This is a genomic window from Listeria booriae (genome assembly GCF_000766865.1).
Classification (GTDB): domain Bacteria; phylum Bacillota; class Bacilli; order Lactobacillales; family Listeriaceae; genus Listeria_A; species Listeria_A booriae.
Genome location: NZ_JNFA01000030.1, coordinates 112,033 through 133,052 on the forward strand (window position 1 = coordinate 112,033; position 21,020 = coordinate 133,052).

The following is a 21,020-nucleotide window of genomic DNA, read 5'->3' on the forward strand; positions in this document are numbered from 1 at the left end:
TGTGATTTTCTGTTCTTACCAAACGTATGCTAAAACTTCTCCGCCCACTTGTTTCGCGCGAGCTTCTTTGTCTGTTAACAAACCTTGAGAAGTAGATACAATTGCAATACCTAAACCGTTAAGTACTTTTGGTACCTCATCAGCTTTAGCGTAAACACGAAGACCTGGCTTACTGATACGCTTAAGTCCAGTAATTACACGCTCGTTTGCTGCACCATATTTAAGGAAAACACGGATTGTACCTTGTTTGTCGTCTTGAATATACTCAACGTCACGTACGAAACCTTCTCTTTTAAGGATTTCAGCGACTTCTTTTTTGATTTTTGAAGCAGGAACTTCTAATTTATCGTGACGTACCATATTGGCATTACGTATACGAGTTAGAAAATCTGCGATAGGATCTGTCATCACCATGAAAAATTTACCTCCTTCCCATTATTGGGTTTTTACCAGCTTGCTTTTCTTACGCCGGGAATTTGTCCTTTATAGGCAAGTTCACGGAAGCAGATACGGCATAGTTTAAATTTGCGAATAACGGAATGTGGACGACCACAACGTTCACAACGAGTATATGCTTGAACAGCGTACTTAGGTGTACGTTTTTGCTTCGCGATCATTGATTTTTTAGCCACGTTTTCGCCTCCCTACTTAATTATTGATTACTTTTGGCTTACTTTTGAAATGGCATACCGATTTGTGTCAGTAATTCTTTTGACTCTTCGTCAGATTTAGCAGTAGTAACGATTACTACGTCCATTCCGCGAACTTTGCTTACTTTATCGTAATCAATTTCAGGGAAAATTAATTGCTCTCTTACACCTAGCGTGTAGTTACCGCGACCGTCGAAGGCTTTTTTAGAAACCCCACGGAAGTCACGAACACGTGGTAGGGAAACAGTAATTAATTTGTCTAAGAAATCATACATGCGCTCACCACGAAGCGTTACTTTCGCACCGATTGGCATTCCTTCACGTAGACGGAAACCAGCGATTGAATTTTTTGCTTTCGTGATAACAGGTTTTTGACCAGTGATTTGAGCTAGCTCTTCCACTGCACTGTCTAAAACTTTCGCATTTGCTGTTGCATCACCAACACCAGTGTTGATTACGATTTTATCGATTTTTGGTACCTCCATTACGGAGTCATAATTGAATTTGCTCATTAAAGCAGGAACAATTTCCTTAAGATATCTATCTTTAAGGCGATTCATGTACTATTCCCTCCTTCCTCAGATACTTATTTAGTTGCGTCTTTTATAACTTCACCGGATTTTTTAGCTACGCGTACTTTTTTACCGTCCTTGACTTGGTAGTTCACACGAGTTGGTTCACCAGTCTTTGGATCGATAAGCATTACGTTAGATACGTGAATCGGTGCTTCAACATTTAAAATTCCACCTTGCGGATTAATGTTCGATGGCTTTGTATGTTTTTTCACCATGTTGATTCCTTCAACAATTACGCGGTCTTTTTTAGGAAACGCAGCGATAATTTTGCCGGATTTACCTTTATCTTTACCAGTAATAACTTGTACTTTATCACCTTTTTTGACATGCATTGGGTCTAGCACCTCCTTGAGATTGAAACTAGTGTATTTTAAAGAACTTCTGGAGCTAAAGAAACGATCTTCATAAAGTTGTTTTCACGAAGTTCGCGAGCAACAGGTCCAAAAATACGTGTTCCACGAGGACTTTTATCATCACGGATTATAACACATGCATTTTCATCAAATTTGATGTAAGAACCATCTTGACGACGTGCTCCACTCTTAGTACGAACGATTACCGCTCTAACTACTTCACCTTTTTTGACAACGCCACCTGGTGTTGCTTGTTTAACAGTACACACGATTACGTCGCCAATGTTCGCAGTTTTGCGTCCTGATCCACCTAGTACTTTAATTGTTAAAACTTCACGAGCACCAGAGTTATCAGCCACTTTCAAACGACTTTCTTGTTGAATCATTAGGACACCCTCCTTCCAGACATACAATCAGGAAATTTATTTTTCCTATTAAAACTTTTATTATTTCGGTTCATAACTTAAATGATTACCGCTTCTTCAACAACTTCTAATAGGCGGAAACGTTTTGTTGCAGATAATGGACGAGTTTCAGCAATACGTACTACATCGCCAGTTTTTGCAACATTGTTTTCGTCATGAGCTTTGAATTTTTTTGAATACTTCACGCGCTTGCCATAAAGCGAGTGTTTCTTATACGTTTCAACAACGACAGTGATTGTTTTATCCATTTTGTCGGATACAACACGTCCTGTATAGACTTTACGTTGGTTACGTTCAGACATGTATTAAAACCTCCTCTTGATTAATTTTAGGCAAGTTCTCTTTCGCGAACGATTGTTTTCATGCGAGCGATTGCTTTGCGTACTTCACGAATACGTGCAGTGTTTTCCAATTGGCCAGTAGCTAATTGAAAGCGCAAGTTGAAAAGCTCTTCTTTTAGAGATTTTTCTTTATCTTGAATTTCAGTAGTGGACAATTCACGGATATCAGTTGCTTTCATTTGCTTCACCACCAATTTCTTCGCGTTTCACGATTTTTGTTTTCACTGGTAATTTGTGTGCTGCAAGACGTAATGCTTCACGCGCTACTTCTTCAGGAACACCAGCGATTTCAAACATAATTTTGCCACGTTTAACTGGGCTTACCCAACCTTCCGGAGCACCTTTACCTTTACCCATCCGAACACCAATTGGCTTAGATGTGTAAGATTTATGAGGGAAAATTTTAATCCAAACTTTACCGCCACGTTTCATGTAACGAGTCATCGCGATACGGGCAGCTTCGATTTGACGGTTAGTGATCCATGAAGCTTCAACAGCTTGAAGACCAAATTCACCAAATGCTACTTCTGTGCCGCCTTTTGCGCGTCCACGCATGTTACCACGGAACTCACGACGGTATTTTACACGTTTTGGAACTAACATTATTATTTTCCTCCTTCCACATTGTTTTTCTTCGTAGGAAGGACTTCACCACGGTAGATCCAGACTTTAACGCCTAGTTTACCATAAGTTGTGTCAGCTTCTTCCCATGCGTAGTCGATGTCGGCACGCAATGTATGAAGAGGAACTGTTCCTTCACTGTAGTGTTCCGCACGAGCGATATCTGCTCCACCTAAACGGCCGGAAACTTGAGTTTTAATACCTTTAGCGCCTGCACGCATTGTACGTTGGATTGCTTGTTTTTGTGCACGTCGGAAAGACACACGGTTTTCCAATTGACGAGCAATTCCTTCAGCAACCAATTTAGCGTCAAGGTCAGCTCTTTTGATTTCTACAATATTGATATGAACTCGTTTACCTGTAAGTTCATTCAGATTTTTACGTAATGATTCTACTTCAGATCCACCTTTACCGATAACCATACCAGGTTTCGCAGTGTGGATAGTGATATTAACACGGCTTGCCGCGCGTTCGATTTCAACACGTGATACAGAAGCATCTGATAAGTTCTTCGCGATATATTCACGGATGCGTAAATCTTCGTGTAAGAAGTTCGCGTATTCTTTACCAGCGTACCATTTTGAATCCCAATCACGGATTATACCGACACGCATACCAATTGGATGTATTTTTTGACCCACGAATTATCCCTCCTCGATTTCAGATACCACGACTGTAATGTGGCTTGTACGTTTATTAATTGCACTTGCGCGTCCCATCGCACGTGGACGGAAACGTTTCAATGTTGGCCCTTCGTCAACGAATGCCTCAGAAATTACCAAGTTATTTACATCTAAATCATAATTATGCTCAGCGTTTGCGATTGCTGATTTTAAAACTTTTTCGATGATTGGAGAAGCTGCTTTTGGTGTAAGTTTCAAAATAGCAACGGCTTCACCGACTTGCTTACCACGAACTAGATCCATTACGAGTCTAGCTTTACGAGGAGCAATACGAACAGTTTTTGCAACGGCTTTTGCAGTTGTCATCAGGATATCCTCCTCTCAATTAGCGTCTAGTTTTTTTATCGTCGCCCGCGTGACCACGGTACGTACGAGTTGGTGCGAATTCACCTAATTTATGTCCAACCATATCTTCTTGGATATAGACTGGAACGTGTTTGCGTCCATCATATACAGCAATTGTTTGACCAACAAATACTGGGAAAATCGTTGAACGACGAGACCAAGTTTTGATAACTTGTTTCTTCTCGCTTGCATCAGCTGCTTCAACTTTCTTCATCAAATGATCATCTACAAAAGGTCCTTTTTTCAAGCTACGACCCATGTCGGAACCTCCCTTCGCATAGTCAGGAATCGGTAAGCCAACGCTTGCCCGTTCCTGCTACCTATAAATTCGTTAAAATGACAAACCCGATTATTTCTTCTTACGACGACGTACGATAAATTTATCGGAGTTATTGTTTTTCTTACGAGTTTTGTAACCAAGTGTTGGTTTGCCCCAAGGAGACATTGGTGATTTACGTCCGATTGGTGCTTTACCTTCACCACCACCGTGTGGGTGATCGTTAGGGTTCATGACAGATCCACGAACTGTTGGGCGTTTACCCATCCAACGTGAACGACCTGCTTTACCAATGTTGATAAGTTCGTGTTGCTCGTTACCAACTTGGCCGATAGTAGCACGACAAGTAGCAAGAATCATGCGAACCTCACCAGAGTTAAGACGGATTAATACGTATTTGCCTTCTTTACCAAGTACTTGCGCGCTTGTTCCAGCAGAACGTACTAATTGTCCACCTTTACCAGGTTTCATTTCGATATTGTGGATAACTGTACCCACTGGAATATCTTTAAGTTCTAGCGCGTTACCAACTTTGATATCCGCTTCTGAACCTGAATAAATTGTTTGGCCTACTTCTAAGCCTTTTGCTGCGATGATGTAGCGTTTTTCTCCATCAACGTAGTGAATTAATGCGATGTTAGCAGAACGGTTCGGATCATATTCGATCGTAGCAACGCGTCCTGGAATACCATCTTTATTACGTTTAAAATCGATCACGCGGTATTGACGTTTGTGTCCTCCACCGTGATGACGAACAGTTAACTTACCTTGGTTATTACGACCAGCCTTCTTTTTCAGAGGACGTAGTAAAGATTTTTCTGGAGTACTTGTAGTAATCTCAGCGAAATCTGAACTCGTCATGTGACGACGGCCGTTTGTGGTAGGTTTATACTTTTTAATCGCCATTGTATTCCCTCCTCTATTAGTTCAATTCATGGAAGTATTAAACTTCGAAAAATTGGATTTCTTTGCTATCAGCTGTCAAAGTAACGATAGCTTTACGACGCTTGTTTGTATAGCCAGCGTAACGGCCCATACGTTTTAATTTACCTTTGTAGTTCATTACGTTTACTTTCGCAACTTTTACTTCGAAGATTTCTTCGATAGCTTTTTTAACGTGCGTTTTAGTAGCGCGTGTATCAACTTCAAATGTATATTTCTTGTCATCTAGAACACTAGTTGATTGCTCAGTGATAATTGGGCGCTTAATGATGTCGCGTGCATCCATTATGCAAGCACCTCCTCTACTTGTTCAAGAGCTGCTTTAGTGATAATTAGCTTATCATGTTTAGCAACGTCTAGTACTGAGATACTTTGAGCTGGAATAACTTTAATGCCTTGTAAGTTACGTGCAGATAGTTCTACATTTTCACTTCCATCGGCTACTACTACCAATGCTTTTGTATCTACAGAGATATTTTTAAGGAAAGCCGTGAATTCTTTAGTCTTAGGAGCTGCGAAAGTTAAACCTTCTAATACTACTAAGCTCTCTTCTTTTACTTTAGAAGAAAGGATCGATTTGATCGCTAAACGACGAACTTTCTTAGGTAATTTGTAAGCATAGCTACGTGGTGTTGGACCGAATACGATACCACCTCCACGCCATTGTGGGGAACGAATCGAACCTTGACGGGCACGACCTGTACCTTTTTGACGCCATGGTTTACGTCCACCGCCGCGTACTTCTGAGCGGCCTTTTACTTTATGAGTTCCTTGACGTAAGGAAGCTCGTTGACTCAAAATTACATCAACAACCACTTTTTCATTTGGTTCAATACCGAAAATAGTATCGTTAAGTGTAATTTCGCCAGCATTTGTTCCATCTTGTTTCAATAAAGCTACGTTGGGCATTTGTTAGTCCTCCTTTCCAATAAATTATCTTGATTTGTTTGCTGTTTTGATTTGGATCAACGCTTTTTTAGCTCCTGGTACGTTACCTTTAACTAAAAGAACATTTTTCTCTACGTCTACTTTGACGATTTCTAGGTTTTGGATAGTGATTTGATCTCCACCCATACGACCTGGAAGTAATTTATTTTTGAATACACGGTTAGGCGCTACAGGACCCATTGAACCCGGGCGACGATGGTAACGAGATCCATGGGCCATTGGTCCACGAGATTGTCCGTGGCGTTTAATAACACCTTGGAATCCTTTACCTTTTGATACGCCTGTCGCGTCGACGATGTCACCTTCTGCGAATACGTCTACTTTAATTTCTCCACCAATTTCATACTCGTCTAAGTTTACATCGCGTAATTCGCGAATGAAGCGCTTAGGAGTAGTATTGGCTTTTTCTACATGACCTTTTTCGGGTTTGTTTGACAACTTTTCGCGTTTATCCTCGAAACCGATTTGAATTGCTTCATATCCGTCTGTTTCAACAGTTTTCTTTTGAAGTACTACGTTAGCACCTGCTTCGATTACTGTTACTGGAATAAGTTCGCCGTTTTCTGTGAAAACTTGTGTCATCCCTACTTTTCTACCTAAGATTCCTTTGGTCATGAGTCACACCTCCTGTTATTTTTGGATTTGGTTTAGCTTGCTCGAGATTGTCGAGTTATAAGCTAGTTATGCATGCGAATGTTTCGCGAGCATGTAATTCATTATTTATAGTTTGATTTCGATGTCCACACCGCTTGGTAAGTCTAAACGCATAAGGCTATCAACAGTTTGTGGTGTTGGATTAACGATATCGATTAAACGTTTGTGTGTACGCATTTCGAATTGCTCACGTGAATCTTTGTATTTGTGGACCGCACGCAAGATTGTGTATACAGATTTCTCTGTTGGCAACGGAATCGGACCAGATACGCTAGCACCTGAACGTTTCGCTGTTTCTACAATTTTCTCCGCCGATTGATCCAAGATACGGTGATCATACGCTTTTAAACGAATACGAATTTTTTGTTTTGCCATTATTTTCCCTCCTTCTCGCCTATTTTCAAAATAGACATTCTCCGTGAAAATCTCCTGAACACTCGCCATGGCAAAGCGGCCGGGTGTGTCAGCAACCTCTCACTTCATCACATCTACAGCCCCAACATATGGGGGTGTCGCACAAAATGGGCAGACCACTGCCTGTTCAATTGCACTTTATCTATTATACACGTCTAGCCTAGTAATTTCAACGATTTTCTTAAAAAACTTTTATGACGGTTATATTACATGATTCCACTTATTTTTAAATGCGAAAAGACCGGCAATCGCAAGTGACGAAAGCCAGTCTTCTCAGGAAATTCTTAGTGTTACTAAACCTACTGTCAACGCTACTAAAACAAGCCCTGCGACTAAATCGCACCAATGCCAATGTAGGATGCGGAATCGGGTTCTTTTTTGGTCACCTTGGTATCCGCGGGCTTCCATTGCGTCTGCAAGGTCTTCTGCGCGATTGAAAGAACTTACGAATAGCGGGATGAATATCGGAACGACGACTTTCATTTGTTCAAATAGGTTGCCTTCACCGAATTCTACACCACGTGCTCGCTGCGCTTTCATAATTTTATCAGTTTCTTCCATTAATGTGGGGATGAAACGCAGAGCTACTGAAATCATGAGCGCGATGTCTTGTACTGGCATTTTTAGAACTTTGAACGGTCTTAGTATGTATGCAATGGCATCTGTCAGGTCCATAGGGGTCGTTGTGAGCGTGATTACTGTGGAGATGAAGATAATCAGCACGAATCGAATGAACACGTAAACACCGTTGATTAGACCGAATGAAGAGATGGCGAAAGGCCCCCAGCTGAAAAAGATTGTGCCGCCGCTCGTGAATAGCATTTGCAAAACTACCGTGAACAAAATCAGCCAAATCAATGGTTTCACGCCTTTTATGAAAAAGCGATAGGAAATACCCGTTAACGCGATGACTGCAAAAGTGAACAATGTTAACAGCGCATAGGTTTGCCAATTGTTTGCCAGGAACAGAATGCCAATAAAGTAAAAACCGGCAATCAATTTCGTTCTGGCATCTAAATGATGAATAAGGGATTCCCCAGGCATGAAGCGCCCAAATATTAATTTATCAATCATCGGAAAATCCCCTTTCTTCTATCTAATAAAATCTAAACGTATTTCAAGATTAAGCTTGCTGCCAAGAAAACAACAATCGCACTATTTGTCACCACAAAGTTCTTGATGGAGATGACGAATGTTTTGGCTTTGACTTGCTCGGCGTTGAATTTCTGTAAATTTTTGAATACCGGGATGACTGCGATGAGGGTTAGTAGCATAATCGGGCTTAGGAATCCGATGGCTACAGAGACAATGATCGCTACAAACGAGCCATAATATAGCGCGTTAAACAGAATCACGGCGTACTTTTTACCAATGTAATACGGCAGTGTGTAACGGTGGTTCCGAATGTCCTCGTCCAGATCGCATATGTTGTTTGCCAACATGATGTTCGCGATTGTAAAAATACATGGCAACGAGATAACAATAATCCGGATAACTTCTATCAAATTCACTTTCACACTAACCCATTCGCCCGACCAAATCAAGTTTGCAATTCCAGCGTCATACGCGTTCACATAAATCGCTAGAAAAACAATGCCGAACCCCATCGTCACGCCTGAAAAAATTTCACCTAACGGCATGCGTGACAACGGAACTGGGCCGAACGTATACAGAATCCCAATACAAAAACAGACAAACCCAACTAGCAGTACTAATAAATCCGTTTCAAAAACGAGCCAAACACCTAGGCCCGTCGCAATGAGAAACATCACGAAAATCGTCGCGATAACTACTTTTTCGGGTATTTGTTCTTGTCCGATGACATTACTCGTCGTTCGGTAGTCATAGTCATGATTGTTTGTTGCTTTTCGGTAATCCATGTAGTTATTAATTGCCGTTGTCGTTAAATCGAATATCAACATCGAGCCAAAGAAAATCAGCGTGTTCTTCCAATTAAATAAGTCGTATTGGTAAACCGCGAATAACGTCCCAATAATAAAAGGAAAAACACTGGCGATTTTCGTTTGTATTTCTACCAATTTTAAAAATGCTGGTATCGACACGCTTTACACTCCTTTTAGTTCGCCATTTGGAAATTCTTATCTGTTAACTTGAACTTCCCTTTCAAGCCAGATGTAATGTATACTTTCTTTTCTTTACTTACAAAAATCGCTTCTACGTCTTTATATGTTTCGATGAACGCCATACCGCCTTGAATACCTTTGGAGAATGTCGCTGTGGAAAGGCCGTCGCCATCAATAGATTTCTTAGAGATGATAGAAACGCCTGCGATATCATTGTTGAATGGGTAACCTGTTTTAGGGTCCAATAGGTGATGGTATTTAACGCCGTCTACTTCCAAATAACGTTCATAAATACCAGATGTTACAATCGATTTGTTTGCTTCTGGAATCGTGCCAATGACTGTTCCGCGAGATTCGAACGGATCTTGAATACCTACTACCCAGTCACCGCCTTTTGGACTGTCACCTTTCACAATGATATTCCCACCAAGGTCAATGATTGCTGTAGTTACGCCATTTGCGTCTAAAACTTTCGCTACTTCATCTGCAATGTAACCTTTAGCGATGGCGCCAAGATCGAGTTCCATGCCTTTTTCTTCGAGGTATACGGTTTTGTCTGCGTCGTTCATTTTTACTTTTTTGTAGTCAATTAAAGGTAATTTGGCATCAATCTCCGCTTGGCTTGGTTTACGTGCATCGTCAAAGCCGATATGCCATAGTGAAGTTAGCGGGCCAATTGTAATATCAAAGCTACCGCCTGAGCTTTCGCTATATTTCAAACCTTCTTGTATTAAATAGTAAACATCGTCATTCACTTTTACTGGTTTCTCGCCAGCTGCTAAATTTACTTTGTCGACTTCTGATGTTTTGCCGCTATCGCTTGTTGTGATTTGTTTGTCTAATTCTTTGATTCGGTCAAAAGCTTTGAGAAGGACATCCTCTTTGCCTTTGTCGTAGATTTTAATAACATTGACTGTTCCCATTAGAAAGTCTGTTTTTGTATATGGTTGGGAAAGTAGAACTGGATCAGAATCTTTAGATGTATCGCTTTTTTTAGCAGTTGTGTCATCGTTACCGCAAGCTGTGACAACGACCGCCATGATTAGTAGGAGAAATAACATATAGAATTTCTTCATTTTAGTTGCACCTTTCGAATTGGGATTCATTTTTGAAATGGTATGATTGCTACTTTAATGTATCGGTGATTGATTGCTTTGTCAACAAAAAGGAGCCCCAGAGTTTTCGCTCTGAAGCCCTTGATTTGTTGTAAACTTATTTACTTATTCTGCTTCTACTTTGTTGTAAACTTTGATCATATCTGTGTTACCAGATTGAGCTGCGTTGTAAAGTTGTGCAGCATATGTTTTGAACAAGTTAGAAGAGTTTGTTGCGCCTGTAACTACTGCTACGTCGCCTGGGTTTTGTTTGTCAACAAGAGCTTTGTTTAGTGCTGGGATGTATTCTTGTGGACCAACGCCAGTTTTGTCTTTCATGTTCTTCTCGTAGTCAGCGTCGTCTGTTTTCTTCTTGCCATCTTTGTCTACGTAGTTGTAGTCAGATGTCGTGATTTTACCATCTTTAACTTCCATGCTGAATACTGCACGGTAGCCATGTGAGTAGTTTTGTTCTTCTAATGAATATTTACCGTCTTCTAATTTAGCGCCATTGTTGATTTCAATTGTAGCTGTGTCTGCGCGTTGTGCTGCTTGGATTAATTGGTTCGCATAGTTGATGAAAGCATCAGAAGAGTGAGTCGCTCCAGTTACTACTTGAACGTCTGTTGCTACTTGTTTGTCAACTAATGATTTGTTTAGTGCTGGAATATATTCTTGTGGACCTGTTCCTACTTTAGCTTTCATGTTCTTCTCGTAGTCAGCGTCGTCTGTTTTCAGTTTACCGTCTTTGTCTACGTAGTTGTAGTCAGATTCAGTGATTTTACCATCTTTAACGTCGATTGAGAATTTAGCTTTCCAACCGTTGTCATCGAAGTTCTTTTCTTCTAATTTGTAAGTACCGTCTGTCATTGTACCATCTGTTTTAGCTTCTGTTTTCTTTGTATCTGACTGTTTAGTATCGCTAGACTTGCTATCGCTACTATTATCATTCCCACATGCTACTAACAACATGCTTGACGCCATTACAGCTGTCAAAGCCATTACCAACTTTTTCTTCTTCATAAAATTAGCTCCCACCTTTTAAAATATTACTTGTGATAACATGAACAATGAAAATCGCGCAAAATCACAAGCTCACCTTAATTCCACTTAAATATAACATTATTGTCTCAATTTGTCTACACTTAGTACACCAGATTCAAAAACTAACAATTTTCAGAAAGCGATTACTTAATTAATTTCCCGTATTATATTTCAATTTTTTTGACACATATCGGGTTTGTTGCGGCGCCGTGCTTTCCGTTCGAATTTGCGTTTGTTTCTCACTTTTTAAGGGTAAAGACCTCTAGACAGCGTTTGTTCTATCTGTTAAACTATGATAGGTTATTACTATAATTTTTAGTAACAGGACTTATAATTTTTGTGAATATACTTACAAGGAGTTGAGAAAGCATATGCCTGAAAAGAATATCGTTATTATAGGGGCGGGATATGCAGGTGTACATGCGGCTAAGAAATTAGCGAAAAAGTACAAGAAAGACGATTCGGTGACGATCACGTTAATTGATAGACATTCCTATCACACGATGATGACTGAATTACATGAAGTAGCTGGGGGACGCGTAGAACCAACAGCAATACAGTATGATTTACGCCATTTGTTTAATCGTACGAAGGTGAAATTGGTAACGGATAACGTAACTAATGTAAACCACGACACAAAAACAGTGACTACAGAACATGGAAGCTATCCGTATGATTACCTAGTTTTAGGTATGGGCGGCGAGCCAAATGACTTCGGAACTCCTGGTGTTGGTGAACACGGTTTCACACTTTGGTCTTGGGAGAACGCGGTTAAATTACGCGAACATATCGAAACTATCGTGCATGACGCTTCTGAGGAGCAAGATGTAGCGCGACGTAAAGCCATGCTTACTTTTGCTATTTGTGGTTCTGGTTTTACTGGGATCGAAATGGTTGGGGAATTGCTTGACTGGAAAACACGCCTTGCTAAAGATAACAAGGTGGATGTTTCTGAAATTGAATTGATTGTTGTCGAAGCGGCACCAACGATTCTGAACATGTTAGATCGCAAAGATGCTGATAAAGCTGAGAAATTCATGCTGAAAAAAGGCATCAAGATTATGAAAGACGCTGCCATTGTTGAGGTTAAACCTGAGAGCATTGTCTTGAAATCTGGCGAAGAAATTCCAACGCATACATTGATTTGGACTGCTGGTGTTCGTGCGAATTCTGATACGAAAGATTACGGTATGGAAGCAGCGCGTGCTGGTCGTTTGAAAGTTAATGAATACATGGAAGCTGAGAAATTCGAAAACACATACGTTATCGGTGACTTAGCTTACTACGAAGAGGAAGAAGGCAAACCAACTCCTCAAATCGTTGAAGCAGCGGAACAAACTGGTATGACAGCTGCAAAAAGCATCATTGCTGAAATCAGCGGAACAGAAAAAGAAGCTTATAAAGGTAAATACCACGGTGTCATGGTTTCCATCGGCTCTAAATACGGTGTTGCTAACTTAGGCGGTCTTCGTTTACATGGCTGGTTCGCGATTTTCATGAAACACATGGTTAACCTTTACTACTTCTTCGGAATCCGTAGTGGTTACTATATGACGCAATACGTTTTCCACGAGTTCTTCCATATTAGAGACAATCGTAACATCTTCCGTGGCTGGACATCCCGCTATGGTAACGTTCTTTGGTCCCTACCACTCCGCGTTTATCTCGGTTGGTTCTGGGTTGATGAAGCACTTTCTAAGATTTATGGTGAAACAACGTGGGATAAAGTTAGCCTTACGAACTTAAAACCATTGTTCCAAGGACTTGGATCTGATTCATGGTTAACAGCAACAACTTCAAAAATGCCATTCGAATGGTTACAAACGGATGCAACTTCTGGGGCTTCTCAAGCAGCAGGAGACGCGGCTGGAGCTGCAGCAACAAACGTAACAACACCAATTTTGAGTCATATGCCTGGTTGGTTTGAATGGATTATGAAATTAATTATGCCAAACCTTGACGTAGCACTATTCATGCAAAAAGTAGTACCGTTTATCGAGTTAGCAATCGGTCTTGCTTTAGTAGTTGGTCTATTCACTTGGTTAGTAAATATCGGAAGCGCTGGTTTCCTTGTAATGTTCACTCTTTGCGCAATGCTTGGTTGGGACAAATTCTGGGCGCTACCTGCTTCACTTGCACTAATGAATGGCGCTGGACGTACATTCGGTTTGGATTACTGGGTTATGCCTTGGTTCCAAAGACACTTGGGCCATTGGTGGTACGGAAAAGAAAGCTCCATATACCGAGACAAGTAATTTTATACGCTTAAATCCTAGCGAAAGGCAGCTAAAAACTGTCTTTCGCTATATATTTTTAGACTAATGTATTACAATGTTAAGAGAAACTAGTTAGAGGGAGGACAAGAACCATGAAGGAATACTTACATATGGTTAAACGTTGGGATGTTATTATTATCGTACTGCTGACCATTCTTTCTTTTTTGCCTCTAGCTATTTTTACATATGCAAAAGCGCAAGAACCTGCCCCACCTGCTGGATCATCGTCAAAACTGGTGGCCGTTGTTAAGGTGGACGGTAAAGAGTACAAACGTGTGGATTTGACTGGGCACACGGGTACTGAGAAGTTTCGCGTGAAGGCCGAAGATGGCGACTATAATGATATTGAAGTGAAGAACGAACGAATCCGCATCAGCGGCGCTAATTGTAACGATCAAGTATGCGTTCGTGTTGGCTTTATTGACAAAATCGGGCAAACCATCGTTTGTCTACCACATAAAGTCGTTATTGAAGTACAATCAGAAACTGGCGAAACAGAGCCAGATGACGGGATTATTATTCCTTCATAGTTTTTAATTAGGGGGTGTGTACATGACTAAGAATAAGCGATTAGTATATATTGCATTACTGGCCGCGCAAGCCGTTGTTATTAGTCTGCTGGAACGCGCGATTCCGTTTCCTTTCGCTTTTGCACCCGGGGCTAAGCTTGGTTTAGCTAACATTATTACGTGTATTTCTTTATATACGCTATCTACGAAAGATACGTTTATGATTATATGTATTCGCCTCGTTTTGGCAACATTGCTTGGTGGAACGATTTCTACGTTTATGTACAGTGCCGCTGGAGCGATCTTAAGTTTCGGTGGTATGTGGCTTGTGAAGAAACTTGGGCCAAAAAGGGTAAGTATTATTGGGGTTAGTACGACTGGCGGGATTTTACACAATGTCGGTCAGTTAGTCATCGCGAGTTGGATTGCTGGCAGTTGGAGCGTTATGCTTTACCTCCCTGTCCTTTCGTTCATCGGCATTCTTTCGGGGATTGCTGTTGGGATTGCAGCTAACTATCTTATCAAAAACGTGCAAACTTTACGTGCTTTTAATAAAACAAATGAACCGATTCAAAATTAAGGGAAAAGAGGATGAACTATGCAACTTCACCCGATGTGGGATAACTATCCAAATCTACAAATTGATTTGCAAGATGTACTCACAACTATTGAAAAAAATGTCCAAATTCGAGATAAACAAGTCGAGCAAAATGTGAAAGCGCTGATTCATGCTGGCGGTAAGTTGTTGCGCCCTGCTTACGCAATGCTTGCTGCACAAATCGGGCCTGATAACAATCGTGATCGCGCCATCGCGGTTGCTGCTGCATTGGAAGTTTTACATATGGCGACACTTATTCATGATGACGTGGTGGATGATGCGCCAACTCGTCGTGGCATTGAAACGATTCATTCCAAATACGGTCGTAATTACGCCGTCTACACTGGCGACTATCTTTTCTGTATTTGTTTTAAAATCCTGTCCAGCCACGCGGATTCTGTTTCTACTATCGAATTCAACAGCAAGAGCATCGAGAAAATCCTGATGGGCGAACTCGATCAAATGCGGACTCGCTATGATTTGCAAGTAACGGTACGCCAATACTTGTCACGCATCTCCGGAAAAACAGCCCAACTTTTCGCTTTGAGCACGTATTCTGGCGCACTGCAAAGCAAAGCAACACGTTTTCAAACACGCAATGCTTGGAATGTCGGTCACTATCTCGGCATGGCTTTTCAAATTATTGATGACGTACTGGATTATACGAGTTCCAATGACGGCTTAGGAAAACCGGTTCTAAACGACGTCAAACAGGGTGTTTATACGCTACCACTTATTTATGCGATGCAAGGAAACGCCCACCTTTTCCACCCTCTGCTTGAAAAAGGTTTGGACATGACCGATGCTGATTTAAAAGAGTTGCTCAGACTTATCACCAAATATAACGGCGTCGACAAAGCTTTCGCGCTCGCTAATAAATATACAAAGAAAGCATTGAAAGAAATTAAAAAACTGCCTGCCGGTGAGTATCGTGACCAAATGTACGAACTAACGGCTTCGATATTAGAAAGGGACATTTAATCTGTGAATTGAGATTAGATGTCTTTTTTCGTGGTGCAGAATTAATATCAAAAGCTACTTCTCTTTCACTACCCAATTTTCGTAACTGCTGGCATTTAACACACTATCAGCGAACTCATTTTTGATTTCTTGCAATAGTTTAAGTATTACTGGGGATGCATTATCTTTAGTTAGATCATGTAAGTCTACCAACGAACACCCTAAAGAATCGTTTTCCTCATTTTCTAACTCTAGATGCAACTCTTTTCTTTGCCCTACTTCCATATCGTACAGAACAAAAACATGGTGTACTGTTTTATCATTTCGCTTCACAAAAGCATCATAACATCTTACCTTAGCATAGTTTATAACAGAGTAACCCGTCTCTTCCATCACTTCTCTTTTAAGCGTATCAATAAGGCTTTCGGATTGTTTTTGGCTACCTCCCGGCAAATCAAATCTATTTTTATACGGTCCGGTATTTTTATGAATACATAAAAGCTTCCTTGCCCTAAAATGAACTCCATATACCCCGAAATGTGTAGCATATACTGACATTGTTGCTAGCTCCTTTCATAACTATACAAAAAATCCTGAACAGTCGCATACACGACCGTTCAGGATTTTTAAAAAGGCTATTATTTAGAGATAGTTGCTACTACTCCAGCGCCTACAGTACGTCCACCCTCACGGATAGAGAATTTAGTACCTTCTTCAATCGCAACTGGTGCGATTAGTTCTACTGAAATTTCAACGTTATCGCCAGGCATAACCATTTCAGTACCTTCTGGAAGCATAACAACACCTGTTACGTCAGTAGTACGGAAATAGAATTGTGGGCGGTAGTTGTTGAAGAATGGAGTGTGACGTCCACCTTCTTCTTTTGATAAAACATAAGTTTCAGCTTTGAAAGTAGTATGCGGAGTGATTGAACCCGGTTTAGCCAATACTTGACCACGTTGGATTTCTTCACGAGCAACACCACGTAAAAGTGCACCGATGTTATCGCCAGCTTCAGCATAGTCAAGTAACTTACGGAACATTTCTACTCCAGTTACAACGACTTTCTTAGTTTCTTCTTCGATACCTACAACTTCAACTTCGTCACCAACTTTAACTTGGCCACGTTCAACACGACCTGTAGCAACTGTTCCACGACCAGTGATTGAGAATACATCCTCAACTGGCATCATGAATGGTTTGTCAGTGTCACGAGCTGGAGTTGGGATATAGCTATCAACTGCGTCCATAAGTTCGTTGATTTTTTCTTCCCATGCTGCATCGCCTTCAAGAGCTTTAAGTGCAGAACCTTTGATTACAGGAATATCGTCGCCAGGGAATTCGTATTCTGTTAATAGATCACGGATTTCCATTTCAACTAATTCTAGTAATTCTTCGTCGTCTACCATATCACATTTGTTCATGAATACAACAAGGTAAGGAACACCAACTTGACGAGAAAGCAAGATGTGCTCACGAGTTTGTGGCATTGGGCCATCAGCAGCAGATACTACTAAGATACCACCGTCCATTTGCGCAGCACCAGTGATCATGTTTTTAACATAGTCAGCATGTCCTGGGCAATCTACGTGTGCGTAGTGACGGTTTTCAGTTTCATACTCAACGTGTGCAGTAGAGATTGTGATACCACGTTCTCTTTCTTCTGGAGCACCATCGATTTGGTCGTATGCAGAAGCTTCTGCAAAACCTTTTTTAGATAATACAGTAGTAATTGCAGCTGTTAAAGTAGTTTTACCATGATCGACGTGTCCGATAGTACCAACGTTAACATGGGGTTTTGAGCGGTCAAATTTTTCTTTAGCCATTTTAAAATTTCCTCCTTAATGTTTAAAAAAATTATTGATAACATGCAGGCAAGCCACATGAATCTCGTTACTATTTAGTTATACAGGATATAACGCTAGTTTGCAATTAATCCTCTTTATTATTGCCACCGTTAGCTTTAATAATTTCTTCACCAACAGATTTTGGAACTTCTTCATAGTGGTCAAACTGCATTGTGTAAACACCGCGACCTTGCGTACTTGAACGTAGGTACGTAGCGTAACCAAACATGTTTGCAAGTGGAACGAATGCACGAACAACTTGAGCGTTACCGCGTGCTTCCATACCATCTACACGACCACGACGAGATGTGATGTTACCCATAATGTCTCCAAGGTAATCCTCAGGTACAATTACTTCAACATTCATCATTGGTTCCAAGATGACAGGGTTACATTTCTTAGCCGCGTTACGAAGAGCCATAGAAGCAGCCACTTTAAAGGCCATTTCATTGGAATCGACATCATGGTAAGATCCGTCATATAATTTCGCTTTAATATCGATTAGCGGATATCCTGCAAGTACACCATTTCCTAGTGCGCCTTCAAGACCTGCTTGAACTGCTGGGATGTATTCACGTGGAACAACACCACCAACGATAGCGTTCTCGAACTCAAAGCCTTTTCCTTCTTCGTTAGGACTGAATTCAATCCAAACGTGACCATATTGTCCACGACCACCTGATTGACGAACGAATTTACCTTCGACTTGAGCAGATTGACGGAATGTTTCACGGTAAGAAACTTGTGGATCACCCACGTTAGCTTCTACCTTGAACTCACGACGCATACGGTCTACAAGGATGTCTAAGTGAAGCTCACCCATACCAGAGATGATTGTTTGACCAGTTTCTTGGTCAGTCTCTGTACGGAATGTTGGATCTTCTTCTGCAAGTTTTGCAAGAGCTTGACCCATTTTATCTTGGTCTGCTTTTGATTTAGGCTCAATCGCAACCGAGATAACTGGTTCTGGGAATTCCATAGATTCTAAGATAATTTGATTCTTTTCATCACATAGAGTGTCCCCAGTTGTAGTATCTTTAAGACCTACAGCTGCAGCAATATCACCAGAGTAAACGATATCGATTTCTTCACGGTGATTCGCGTGCATTTGTAGGATACGACCTACACGTTCACGTTTACCTTTAGATGAGTTTTGAACGTAAGAACCTGAGTTCAAAGTACCTGAGTAAACGCGGAAGAAAGTAAGACGACCAACATAAGGGTCAGTCATAACTTTAAATGCTAATGATGAGAATGGCTCTTCGTCACTTGCATGACGTTCTGCTTCATCTTCGCTACCTGGTAAAATACCTTTGATAGCTGGGACATCAGTAGGAGCTGGAAGGTAATCAAGTACTGCATCAAGCATCGGTTGTACACCTTTGTTTTTGAATGCTGTACCACATACAACAGGGTAGAATTCTACAGCTAGTGTTCCTTTACGGATCGCAGCTTTCAATTCTTCTTTTGTAGGTTCTTCGCCTTCTAGATATTTCATCATAAGATCTTCATCTAAATCTGCAACAGCTTCAATTAGCTTGCCGCGGTATTCGTCAGCTAGCTCTTTCAAGTCAGCTGGGATTTCACGGATTTCAGGATCATTTCCTACATCATCAAGATAATACAAAGCGTTCATCTCAACTAAGTCAATGATACCTTCAAAAGTGTCTTCTGCGCCGATTGGTAATTGGATTGGGTGTGCATTTGCATCAAGACGGTCATGTAATGTACCTACTGAATACAAGAAGTCAGCACCGATTTTATCCATTTTGTTAACAAATACTACACGAGGAACCCCGTAAGTAGTTGCTTGGCGCCAAACTGTTTCTGTTTGTGGTTCAACACCTGATTGTGCATCAAGAACGGCAACAGCACCATCTAATACACGTAGTGAACGTTCAACTTCAACCGTGAAGTCTACGTGTCCAGGAGTATCGATAATGTTTACGCGGTGACCTTTCCATTGCGCAGTTGTCGCAGCGGATGTGATCGTGATACCACGTTCTTGCTCTTGCTCCATCCAGTCCATTTGGGATGCGCCTTCGTGTGTTTCACCAATTTTATGAATACGCCCTGTATAGAAAAGGATACGCTCTGTAGTAGTGGTTTTACCAGCATCAATATGTGCCATAATACCAATATTACGCGTCTTTTCTAAGGAGAACTCTCTAGCCATGGGTATTTCTCCTTCCATTATTAACGATTTAGTTAGGCAGCAATTGTTGCCTGGTTTGTGCGGATAAGAAAAATCTTACCAGCGATAGTGAGCGAATGCTCTGTTTGCATCTGCCATTTTGTGTGTGTCTTCGCGTTTCTTAACGGAAGCACCAGTATTGTTAGATGCGTCAAGAATTTCGTGCGCAAGACGTTCTACCATAGTTTTCTCTCCACGTAGACGTGAATAGTTAACTAACCAACGTAGACCTAGTGTTGTACGACGATCAGCACGAACTTCAATCGGAACTTGATAGTTAGCACCACCGACACGGCGAGCTTTAACTTCAAGAACTGGCATGATGTTCTTGATTGCTTCGTCAAATACTTCCATAGGATCTTTACCACTTTCTTGTGCAATGATATCAAAAGCTGAATAGATGATAGATTGTGCTTTACCACGTTTACCATCAATCATAAGTTTATTGATTAGACGTGTTACCAATTTCGAATTATAAATCGGATCGGGCAATACGTCACGTTTAGCAACAGGACCTTTACGAGGCATTGGATATCCTCCTTTCTAATGAGTTTAGTTTATTTCTTAGGTTTTTTCGTTCCGTATTTAGAACGGCTTTGTCCTCTATTTTCAACACCAGCTGTATCTAGAGCACCACGTACGATATGGTAACGTACCCCCGGTAAATCTTTAACACGTCCTCCACGAATAAGTACTACACTATGTTCTTGTAGGTTGTGTCCGATACCTGGGATATAAGCAGTTACTTCAAGACCGTTTGTCAAACGTACACGGGCATACTTACGAAGCGCTGAGTTAGGTTTCTTCGGAGTCATTGTACCAACACGAGTACATACACCACGTTTTTGTGGAGATGAAACGTCAGTTAATGATCTTCTGAAAGTATTCAGGCCTTTGTTAAGTGCTGGAGAATCTGATTTTTGAATTTTAGATTGACGCGGTTTGCGAACTAATTGATTAATTGTAGGCATTTTTTGGTTTCCTCCTTCCAACTTTTCTAGAGCCACACATCCAGGTGGTTCATTTTTTCTTTAAAATAAAATTGCTGATAGGTTTCCCTAGCAACAGCTTCTATTTTCTATACCTCAATACAAGTGAGAGAGGCACCTTTGATATAATAACACTTATTCGGTAATGTTGTCAAGGGTTTCGGCTATATGTTCTTGCGCAAAAAGAATAGCTAAAA

General features: G+C 40.9%; 29 protein-coding genes. 4 read left to right on the forward strand and 25 right to left on the reverse strand.

The features are described from left to right. Positions 1 to 15: 15 nt before the first annotated feature. The 20 genes from rpsH to pplA all read right to left on the reverse strand — a co-directional run bounded on the left by rpsH (position 16) and on the right by pplA (position 11,429). Positions 16 to 414, reverse strand: a complete 399-nt coding sequence (gene rpsH, locus EP57_RS15185) for a 30S ribosomal protein S8 (RefSeq protein WP_036065514.1) — start codon at positions 412 to 414, stop codon at positions 16 to 18. Between the two features lie 32 nt (positions 415 to 446). Next, positions 447 to 632 (reverse strand): type Z 30S ribosomal protein S14, encoded by a 186-nt coding sequence (locus tag EP57_RS16740; RefSeq protein WP_036099787.1) that lies wholly within the window; start codon positions 630 to 632, stop codon positions 447 to 449. 38 nt (positions 633 to 670) lie between these two features. Then, a complete protein-coding gene (gene rplE / locus EP57_RS15190; protein ID WP_036088092.1) occupies positions 671 to 1,210 on the reverse strand; it encodes a 50S ribosomal protein L5 in 540 nt (179 codons plus the stop codon). A gap of 26 nt (positions 1,211 to 1,236) precedes the next feature. Next, positions 1,237 to 1,557: a 50S ribosomal protein L24 gene (gene rplX / locus EP57_RS15195; RefSeq protein WP_036088094.1), complete on the reverse strand. Its 321-nt coding sequence runs from the start codon at positions 1,555 to 1,557 to the stop codon at positions 1,237 to 1,239. Between the two features lie 38 nt (positions 1,558 to 1,595). Next, positions 1,596 to 1,964: a 50S ribosomal protein L14 gene (rplN, locus tag EP57_RS15200; RefSeq protein ID WP_036088097.1), complete on the reverse strand. Its 369-nt coding sequence runs from the start codon at positions 1,962 to 1,964 to the stop codon at positions 1,596 to 1,598. 77 nt (positions 1,965 to 2,041) lie between these two features. Beyond that, positions 2,042 to 2,305, reverse strand: a complete 264-nt coding sequence (rpsQ, locus tag EP57_RS15205) for a 30S ribosomal protein S17 (protein ID WP_036088100.1) — start codon at positions 2,303 to 2,305, stop codon at positions 2,042 to 2,044. Positions 2,306 to 2,331: 26 nt separating this feature from the next. Further along, on the reverse strand, positions 2,332 to 2,523 hold the full coding sequence (gene rpmC, locus EP57_RS15210) for a 50S ribosomal protein L29 (protein ID WP_036060270.1): 192 nt from the start codon (positions 2,521 to 2,523) through the stop codon (positions 2,332 to 2,334). Then, the gene (rplP, locus tag EP57_RS15215) at positions 2,510 to 2,947 is read right to left on the reverse strand and encodes a 50S ribosomal protein L16 (RefSeq protein WP_036088101.1); all 438 of its coding nucleotides are present in this window, start codon (positions 2,945 to 2,947) and stop codon (positions 2,510 to 2,512) included. The genes rpmC and rplP overlap by 14 nt, the downstream gene beginning before the upstream one ends. A gap of 2 nt (positions 2,948 to 2,949) precedes the next feature. After that, positions 2,950 to 3,606 (reverse strand): 30S ribosomal protein S3, encoded by a 657-nt coding sequence (gene rpsC / locus EP57_RS15220; protein WP_036088104.1) that lies wholly within the window; start codon positions 3,604 to 3,606, stop codon positions 2,950 to 2,952. 3 nt (positions 3,607 to 3,609) lie between these two features. Next, positions 3,610 to 3,954, reverse strand: a complete 345-nt coding sequence (rplV, locus tag EP57_RS15225; protein ID WP_036088106.1) for a 50S ribosomal protein L22 — start codon at positions 3,952 to 3,954, stop codon at positions 3,610 to 3,612. Between the two features lie 19 nt (positions 3,955 to 3,973). Then, complete coding sequence (gene rpsS / locus EP57_RS15230; RefSeq protein WP_036065502.1) at positions 3,974 to 4,252, reverse strand: 30S ribosomal protein S19; 279 nt, start codon at positions 4,250 to 4,252, stop codon at positions 3,974 to 3,976. 90 nt (positions 4,253 to 4,342) lie between these two features. Next, complete coding sequence (gene rplB / locus EP57_RS15235) at positions 4,343 to 5,176, reverse strand: 50S ribosomal protein L2 (RefSeq protein ID WP_036088108.1); 834 nt, start codon at positions 5,174 to 5,176, stop codon at positions 4,343 to 4,345. A gap of 37 nt (positions 5,177 to 5,213) precedes the next feature. Continuing rightward, positions 5,214 to 5,498 carry a 50S ribosomal protein L23 gene (gene rplW, locus EP57_RS15240; protein ID WP_036088112.1) on the reverse strand — a complete coding sequence of 95 codons (285 nt, stop codon included), beginning with the start codon at positions 5,496 to 5,498 and terminating at the stop codon, positions 5,214 to 5,216. Further along, positions 5,498 to 6,121 carry a 50S ribosomal protein L4 gene (gene rplD, locus EP57_RS15245; RefSeq protein ID WP_036088114.1) on the reverse strand — a complete coding sequence of 208 codons (624 nt, stop codon included), beginning with the start codon at positions 6,119 to 6,121 and terminating at the stop codon, positions 5,498 to 5,500. Before rplD ends, rplW begins: the two co-directional genes overlap by 1 nt. A gap of 24 nt (positions 6,122 to 6,145) precedes the next feature. After that, positions 6,146 to 6,775, reverse strand: a complete 630-nt coding sequence (gene rplC / locus EP57_RS15250) for a 50S ribosomal protein L3 (protein WP_036088116.1) — start codon at positions 6,773 to 6,775, stop codon at positions 6,146 to 6,148. Positions 6,776 to 6,880: 105 nt separating this feature from the next. Then, positions 6,881 to 7,189 (reverse strand): 30S ribosomal protein S10, encoded by a 309-nt coding sequence (gene rpsJ / locus EP57_RS15255; protein WP_025729837.1) that lies wholly within the window; start codon positions 7,187 to 7,189, stop codon positions 6,881 to 6,883. A gap of 312 nt (positions 7,190 to 7,501) precedes the next feature. Then, positions 7,502 to 8,302: an FAD export ECF transporter transmembrane subunit FmnA gene (fmnA, locus tag EP57_RS15260; protein WP_036088118.1), complete on the reverse strand. Its 801-nt coding sequence runs from the start codon at positions 8,300 to 8,302 to the stop codon at positions 7,502 to 7,504. 32 nt (positions 8,303 to 8,334) lie between these two features. Then, complete coding sequence (gene menA / locus EP57_RS15265) at positions 8,335 to 9,291, reverse strand: 1,4-dihydroxy-2-naphthoate polyprenyltransferase (protein ID WP_036088121.1); 957 nt, start codon at positions 9,289 to 9,291, stop codon at positions 8,335 to 8,337. Positions 9,292 to 9,305: 14 nt separating this feature from the next. Continuing rightward, positions 9,306 to 10,388, reverse strand: a complete 1,083-nt coding sequence (locus EP57_RS15270) for an FAD:protein FMN transferase (protein WP_036088122.1) — start codon at positions 10,386 to 10,388, stop codon at positions 9,306 to 9,308. Positions 10,389 to 10,532: 144 nt separating this feature from the next. Beyond that, positions 10,533 to 11,429 carry an extracellular electron transfer flavoprotein PplA gene (pplA, locus tag EP57_RS15275; protein ID WP_036088124.1) on the reverse strand — a complete coding sequence of 299 codons (897 nt, stop codon included), beginning with the start codon at positions 11,427 to 11,429 and terminating at the stop codon, positions 10,533 to 10,535. Between the two features lie 392 nt (positions 11,430 to 11,821). Here pplA and EP57_RS15280 point away from each other — a divergent pair, with 392 nt between their 5' ends. The 4 genes from EP57_RS15280 (at position 11,822) to EP57_RS15295 (ending at position 15,814) form a co-directional block, all read left to right on the forward strand. Continuing rightward, positions 11,822 to 13,705, forward strand: a complete 1,884-nt coding sequence (locus EP57_RS15280; protein ID WP_036088126.1) for an FAD-dependent oxidoreductase — start codon at positions 11,822 to 11,824, stop codon at positions 13,703 to 13,705. Between the two features lie 113 nt (positions 13,706 to 13,818). Then, complete coding sequence (locus tag EP57_RS15285; protein WP_036088128.1) at positions 13,819 to 14,256, forward strand: NusG domain II-containing protein; 438 nt, start codon at positions 13,819 to 13,821, stop codon at positions 14,254 to 14,256. 22 nt (positions 14,257 to 14,278) lie between these two features. Then, complete coding sequence (gene eetB, locus EP57_RS15290; RefSeq protein WP_036088129.1) at positions 14,279 to 14,815, forward strand: flavinylation system FAD exporter subunit EetB; 537 nt, start codon at positions 14,279 to 14,281, stop codon at positions 14,813 to 14,815. An 18-nt stretch (positions 14,816 to 14,833) separates the two neighbouring features. Next, positions 14,834 to 15,814 (forward strand): polyprenyl synthetase family protein, encoded by a 981-nt coding sequence (locus tag EP57_RS15295; protein ID WP_036088131.1) that lies wholly within the window; start codon positions 14,834 to 14,836, stop codon positions 15,812 to 15,814. A gap of 54 nt (positions 15,815 to 15,868) precedes the next feature. Here EP57_RS15295 and EP57_RS15300 read toward each other — a convergent pair whose 3' ends face one another. The 5 genes from EP57_RS15300 to rpsL form a co-directional block, all read right to left on the reverse strand. Further along, complete coding sequence (locus EP57_RS15300) at positions 15,869 to 16,351, reverse strand: NUDIX hydrolase (protein ID WP_036088133.1); 483 nt, start codon at positions 16,349 to 16,351, stop codon at positions 15,869 to 15,871. Between the two features lie 80 nt (positions 16,352 to 16,431). Further along, entirely contained in the window at positions 16,432 to 17,619 is a 1,188-nt protein-coding gene (gene tuf, locus EP57_RS15305) for an elongation factor Tu (protein WP_036088134.1), read from the reverse strand. Positions 17,620 to 17,725: 106 nt separating this feature from the next. After that, on the reverse strand, positions 17,726 to 19,816 hold the full coding sequence (fusA, locus tag EP57_RS15310) for an elongation factor G (protein ID WP_036088135.1): 2,091 nt from the start codon (positions 19,814 to 19,816) through the stop codon (positions 17,726 to 17,728). 75 nt (positions 19,817 to 19,891) lie between these two features. Continuing rightward, a complete protein-coding gene (gene rpsG / locus EP57_RS15315) occupies positions 19,892 to 20,362 on the reverse strand; it encodes a 30S ribosomal protein S7 (protein WP_036088137.1) in 471 nt (156 codons plus the stop codon). A gap of 29 nt (positions 20,363 to 20,391) precedes the next feature. Continuing rightward, positions 20,392 to 20,805 (reverse strand): 30S ribosomal protein S12, encoded by a 414-nt coding sequence (gene rpsL, locus EP57_RS15320; protein ID WP_036088138.1) that lies wholly within the window; start codon positions 20,803 to 20,805, stop codon positions 20,392 to 20,394. Positions 20,806 to 21,020 lie beyond the last annotated feature (215 nt).

Coding starts and splice junctions, on each gene's coding strand:
- rpsH (WP_036065514.1), bottom strand. CDS start 414: ATGGTGATGACAGATCCTATCGCAGATTTTCTAACTCGTATACGTAAT.
- rplE (WP_036088092.1), bottom strand. CDS start 1,210: ATGAATCGCCTTAAAGATAGATATCTTAAGGAAATTGTTCCTGCTTTA.
- rplX (WP_036088094.1), bottom strand. CDS start 1,557: ATGCATGTCAAAAAAGGTGATAAAGTACAAGTTATTACTGGTAAAGAT.
- rplN (WP_036088097.1), bottom strand. CDS start 1,964: ATGATTCAACAAGAAAGTCGTTTGAAAGTGGCTGATAACTCTGGTGCT.
- rpsQ (WP_036088100.1), bottom strand. CDS start 2,305: ATGTCTGAACGTAACCAACGTAAAGTCTATACAGGACGTGTTGTATCC.
- rpmC (WP_036060270.1), bottom strand. CDS start 2,523: ATGAAAGCAACTGATATCCGTGAATTGTCCACTACTGAAATTCAAGAT.
- rplP (WP_036088101.1), bottom strand. CDS start 2,947: ATGTTAGTTCCAAAACGTGTAAAATACCGTCGTGAGTTCCGTGGTAAC.
- rplV (WP_036088106.1), bottom strand. CDS start 3,954: ATGACAACTGCAAAAGCCGTTGCAAAAACTGTTCGTATTGCTCCTCGT.
- rpsS (WP_036065502.1), bottom strand. CDS start 4,252: ATGGGTCGTAGCTTGAAAAAAGGACCTTTTGTAGATGATCATTTGATG.
- rplB (WP_036088108.1), bottom strand. CDS start 5,176: ATGGCGATTAAAAAGTATAAACCTACCACAAACGGCCGTCGTCACATG.
- rplW (WP_036088112.1), bottom strand. CDS start 5,498: ATGGATGCACGCGACATCATTAAGCGCCCAATTATCACTGAGCAATCA.
- rplD (WP_036088114.1), bottom strand. CDS start 6,121: ATGCCCAACGTAGCTTTATTGAAACAAGATGGAACAAATGCTGGCGAA.
- rplC (WP_036088116.1), bottom strand. CDS start 6,775: ATGACCAAAGGAATCTTAGGTAGAAAAGTAGGGATGACACAAGTTTTC.
- rpsJ (WP_025729837.1), bottom strand. CDS start 7,189: ATGGCAAAACAAAAAATTCGTATTCGTTTAAAAGCGTATGATCACCGT.
- fmnA (WP_036088118.1), bottom strand. CDS start 8,302: ATGATTGATAAATTAATATTTGGGCGCTTCATGCCTGGGGAATCCCTT.
- EP57_RS15270 (WP_036088122.1), bottom strand. CDS start 10,388: ATGAAGAAATTCTATATGTTATTTCTCCTACTAATCATGGCGGTCGTT.
- pplA (WP_036088124.1), bottom strand. CDS start 11,429: ATGAAGAAGAAAAAGTTGGTAATGGCTTTGACAGCTGTAATGGCGTCA.
- EP57_RS15280 (WP_036088126.1), top strand. CDS start 11,822: ATGCCTGAAAAGAATATCGTTATTATAGGGGCGGGATATGCAGGTGTA.
- EP57_RS15285 (WP_036088128.1), top strand. CDS start 13,819: ATGAAGGAATACTTACATATGGTTAAACGTTGGGATGTTATTATTATC.
- eetB (WP_036088129.1), top strand. CDS start 14,279: ATGACTAAGAATAAGCGATTAGTATATATTGCATTACTGGCCGCGCAA.
- EP57_RS15295 (WP_036088131.1), top strand. CDS start 14,834: ATGCAACTTCACCCGATGTGGGATAACTATCCAAATCTACAAATTGAT.
- EP57_RS15300 (WP_036088133.1), bottom strand. CDS start 16,351: ATGTCAGTATATGCTACACATTTCGGGGTATATGGAGTTCATTTTAGG.
- tuf (WP_036088134.1), bottom strand. CDS start 17,619: ATGGCTAAAGAAAAATTTGACCGCTCAAAACCCCATGTTAACGTTGGT.
- fusA (WP_036088135.1), bottom strand. CDS start 19,816: ATGGCTAGAGAGTTCTCCTTAGAAAAGACGCGTAATATTGGTATTATG.
- rpsG (WP_036088137.1), bottom strand. CDS start 20,362: ATGCCTCGTAAAGGTCCTGTTGCTAAACGTGACGTATTGCCCGATCCG.
- rpsL (WP_036088138.1), bottom strand. CDS start 20,805: ATGCCTACAATTAATCAATTAGTTCGCAAACCGCGTCAATCTAAAATT.